The 4169-nt window shown below is 68.0% G+C and carries 3 protein-coding genes and 1 pseudogene; 3 read left to right on the plus strand and 1 reads right to left on the minus strand.

Going from position 1 to position 4169, the window contains the following annotated elements; all coding sequences use genetic code 11:
- Positions 1 to 98: 98 nt before the first annotated feature.
- Positions 99 to 554: pseudogene (locus IO39_RS43130) on the plus strand (IS256 family transposase); the annotation flags it as partial.
- Positions 555 to 713: 159 nt separating this feature from the next.
- Positions 714 to 1346 carry a hypothetical protein gene (locus IO39_RS51595; protein ID WP_157549804.1) on the plus strand — a complete coding sequence of 211 codons (633 nt, stop codon included), beginning with the start codon at positions 714 to 716 and terminating at the stop codon, positions 1344 to 1346.
- A 1119-nt stretch (positions 1347 to 2465) separates the two neighbouring features.
- Here the strand turns inward: IO39_RS51595 and IO39_RS43140 are convergent.
- Positions 2466 to 2771 (minus strand): hypothetical protein, encoded by a 306-nt coding sequence (locus IO39_RS43140; RefSeq protein ID WP_157549806.1) that lies wholly within the window; start codon positions 2769 to 2771, stop codon positions 2466 to 2468.
- Between the two features lie 194 nt (positions 2772 to 2965).
- Between IO39_RS43140 and IO39_RS43145 the strand changes: the two genes are divergently transcribed.
- Positions 2966 to 3520, plus strand: coding sequence for a GNAT family N-acetyltransferase (locus IO39_RS43145; RefSeq protein WP_245642601.1), 555 nt, complete (start codon positions 2966 to 2968; stop codon positions 3518 to 3520).
- The last annotated feature ends 649 nt before the right edge of the window (positions 3521 to 4169 follow it).

The raw sequence follows: 4169 nt of genomic DNA on the forward strand, positions 1-4169 counted from the left end.
CCACCGCTACGCCTCGGCCGCCGCCCTCCTCGCCTCGACCGACCCACCACACGAGCATGCCGACCCAGGAAAACCAGCATGTTGATTTTTGGCAGCCACACCTGCTGCGCGCCTCGTTCCGGTACGCCGCCCGCCAGCACTGGGACGCCATCGCCAAGGCCCTCAAGCCCGTCTGCACCGCCCCGACCGAGGCTGCCGCGCTCGAGCGCTTCTACGAGTTCGCCGAGATGTGGGGTGGCAGGTATCCGGCGATCGTGAAGTTGTGGGAGGACGCCTGGGCCGAGTTCGTGCCCTTCCTCAACTTCGACCCCGAGATCCGCCGGGTGATCTGCTCGACCAACGCCATCGAGCCGGTCAACGCCCGCATCCGCCGGGCGGTCAAGGCCCGCGGCCACTTCCCCAACGAGCAGGCCGCGCTCAAGTGCGTCTACATGGCGATCATGAGCCTGGACCCGACCGGCAAGGGCCGCAAACGCTGGATCACTCGATGGAAGGCCGCTCTGAACGCCTTCGCCATCACCTTCGACGGCCGCCTGAACCCGAGCACCCGCTAATCAAGCAGAATCGAGATACACCACTGACTGACTGGACACACCCCTGCCAGACGCGCTGGACGTCGGCCACCAGGCCGGGCACGGCGACGTCCTTGGTAGGCGAGTGATCACGATAATGCCGGTAAGCGGTAACGGTCTCAATTCATCTACCCTGGCGTGGTGCCCACTGACATCTACGGCTTCATCGAGGTCCGGCACCCGTCCGCTGACGAGGACTGGTACGAGGGTGAGCCGTGGCTGACGTCCATGTCCCTCTATCCGCTCTATACCGACAGTGATTATGCGGCCTTCGGTTGCCTCTTCGGGGTCCGCGACTGGCTTGGGTGGACTCCGGTCTCGGCCGGCCACGGTCTGCCAGCCGATGTGTCAGAGCAGGTCCGTGCCGACTATGAAGGCTGCGCACGATCCGATGCTGCGGTACACGGCTGCACATGGGTCTCCTGGTCGCAGCTTCGTGATCTCGACATGTCCGCCCGTCCTGCGGCCCGGGGGATGCTTGCAGTTCGATCAGGGCCGACCTCCATGCCCCATACGATCCGCAGGTACCGGATCGACGACCGATGGCCCGATGAGGTCGTTGAGCAGTACGGCATACCACCGCTAGGGGTCTCGCCCACCGTGGCGTCGGCAGGCCGGTGGCAGGTTGCCGGAGCGACGCTCGAATACGGTCCGGTGACACGGCTGCACGTGCTGGGACCGGGGACGGGATGGGAGCACGTCTTTAGCGTGATGCGGGCCTTGGCTGAGCGGTTCGGAGACGACGGTGTGCGACTGGTCGTCTGGTTCGACTGAACGCGGTCACGGGCTTCGAGACTTCGGGCGCGATAGCGGATGAAAAGTTCACTGAGCCGTTTCATCCCCGGGCGGCAGACAGTTGATCACAGCGTGATCGCGAGAGTGGCGTTCGCTTGATGACATGGCGAAACCTCTGGTAGACGGGTTGATCACCACAATCACGTCCGCCAAAACCCGAGGCCTCGCATGCTGTTCTCCCGTGCTGCCGTCGATTTGTCGCGCTCACCTCTCAACTACGTCGCCGGCCTCATCCGCCGGCACCACAAGACGATCGGGTCGACATGGCGGCTGCTCAACCTGGGGACAGCAAGCCCCGCTCGTGCTGATCTACCTGCGCACGGGAGCGACGTTCCCCGAGCTCGGAGCCGGATCCGGAGTTTCCACCGCGACCGCGAGGTGGTCGACGAACTCGTCCGGCAGGTGACCGGGCACGCACGCCTGGCACCGGGCGCGACCGCTACCCGGCGGGGCCCCTTTGGCGCCCACCGGTGAGCCTTCGCGATCCCGCCTGCAGCCGTATGGAGGATTTACCTCGGGCAAGAGCTCGCGCCCTGGGCCTCGACGCTGATGTGAGCGGCGTAGCGATCGGGTAGGTCGGCTTCGGGCAGGCCGAGCCCGTCGGCGAGCAGATGAGCGACCCGCCGTTGGACGCGCTCCAGTTCATGATCGGGTGTCTGGTCCTGGGCCTGCTCGGGGTGGAGCAGGCCGGTCAGGACGACGTAGGTCGACTCCAGCTCCGCCAGGTCAGAACGCGACCGTGACCGCTGATGTGGTGGAGCGGGGTGTAATGACCCCAGTGATGGGCGGCCAGCCCGGCAGTGGTGATCACCAGCGAGGGAAAGCGGCCGGCTCCCTGAGGCTGGATGAGGCGGCGGGCCTCAAGCCAGCGCAAAGTGATCGGATGGACCACTTCCATGCCGAGGCCGGCCGCGCCTCGGGCCAGAGCGGCCTTCTGCCCTGGGCTGAGCCACCCCAGCCGGGGACGTCCCCGGCGCGGAACGCGCTCACGGCTGACTGTCATCGGCTTGGCTCCTCGCGTGGATCGGAAGGCCGGAGTGCTGGAGGTGGCGGCGCCTGTGGCGCAGGGACGCTCTGCGGAAGGACGGATAGGGCCGCTCATGGCGATCGGCCGGCTGGGTACTCGACGTCGTTGAAACAGCGGCCGCTGGGGAAGATCACCTGCTGGATGGGCGCGGTCACATGCGCGGGGGCGTCGTTGGGCGGCTGGCCGGTGTGGTCACCGACCTGCCCGGCGATCGTGATCGGCGCGCAACGGCTCCCGGCAGGCGGCGGTTCGTGGACGCGAACGTGTGCGACCGTCCCGTACCGTCCGCCGACGGGCAGGACCATGTCATGCGCAAGCTGCCAAACCCCGCTCATCCCGGCCTCACCTCCGCCGGTATCAACACTGTGCGTGTTCATCCTCTGGCTCAGAGTGCCGAGTCCGCTGCCTGTTTCGTGAACTGGCTCCTGCCTGGCGGGTCACAGTGTGCTGACGTGCCGGCGAGCGGGTGTTGGGCGTCGCCGGCTCTGATGAGCCGAGAGTTCCGGCAGTGATCAAGACCGTCATGTCGTTCTCTCTGGCGGACGGGTGGAGGGTGGCTACAGTGGCCTGTGTGACAGAGACGTTCGTGATGCGTCCCGCCACCCCGGCCGATCGGCCGGCAGTAACGCGAATGATCCAGGCGCGATGCCAGTGGATGGAGGAGCGCGGCCTGCCGAGCTGGCGGGCCGGCGTCGACGAACTGGCCGGCCAGTGCGAGAACCCGGACGGGGACGTGTGGATCCTGGAAGGGACCGAGCACGGTGTGGCCGGGCAGATGGTGGTCCAGGACCAGGGCCCGCCGTGGGGGTGGACCGACGAGGAGCGCGCCGAACCCGCTCTCTACTTGTCGGGGTCGATTACTGATCCTGTGCTCCGCTCCCGCAAGCCGGGAACGTTGATGGCGTGGTGGGCGGTCGACCGAGCCGCCCGGCTGGGCGTGCCGTGGGTGCGCCGACACTGCCACTGCGCCCAGGTGGCCAGCTACAACCTGACGCAGGGGTTCGAACTGGTGCGGGAGGAGCAGCGGACGCACGCCCGGTTGTTCATGATGGCGCGCCGGGCCGAGCGGCTCGATATGTCCGGACTGGTCAGGACAGCAACGCCTTACCCGCCCGGTTCAGAATGATCATGTCGACCAGCTTCGCGTAGGACTCTTCCCGGCAGGGGCCGGTCTCCAGATCGGTGGCTTTTGAGCTCGCGCCAGGAGAACGGCAACTGCTCGCCGAGCTGAACGAGCGCGGGGTGAGCGAACGGGGTGCGATGGCCACAGCCCGGCGGGGTCAGGTCCCCGCCGCCAGCGGAGCCGGAGCCGGCGGCGGCCAGGCCGCACGCTGCGGCGTCTGCCGGAACCAGGAGCCTGCGAAGCCGGCAGCGTACGCCCTGCTCTGGCCGGATGAGCCAGCCGCTGGTTCTGCACCCGCGAGCTTCATCTCTGGACCCGCATTCTCGCCCCTTGGCCGACGGGCGCGACCTCGCCGCCGCCACGTCGGCGTCCGACCCCGCGGCGGCCTCCCGTCACTGGCAGGAGGCGATCGAGACCTTCACGCGTCTCGGCGGGCGGGAGGCCGCCGAGCTCGCGGACACCGGGCCGCACGATTGGCGCGCACACGTCCAACGACCACGAACCCCGCCACCGGCTGGACGCCGATGACGGGGACAGGGGCCCTCTGGGGTTGGGTGGTTCAGGTGCTGGCGGAGGCGATGGTGAGGCCCTGCCAGCCGGTGCCGATGATCTGGCTGCCGAGGAAGGGGAGGCCGCCGGCATTGGTGCCGCT

The organism is Nonomuraea candida, from assembly GCF_000725485.1.
GTDB lineage: Bacteria > Actinomycetota > Actinomycetes > Streptosporangiales > Streptosporangiaceae > Nonomuraea > Nonomuraea candida.

Coding starts and splice junctions, on each gene's coding strand:
- IO39_RS43140 (WP_157549806.1), bottom strand. CDS start 2,771: ATGAACACGCACAGTGTTGATACCGGCGGAGGTGAGGCCGGGATGAGC.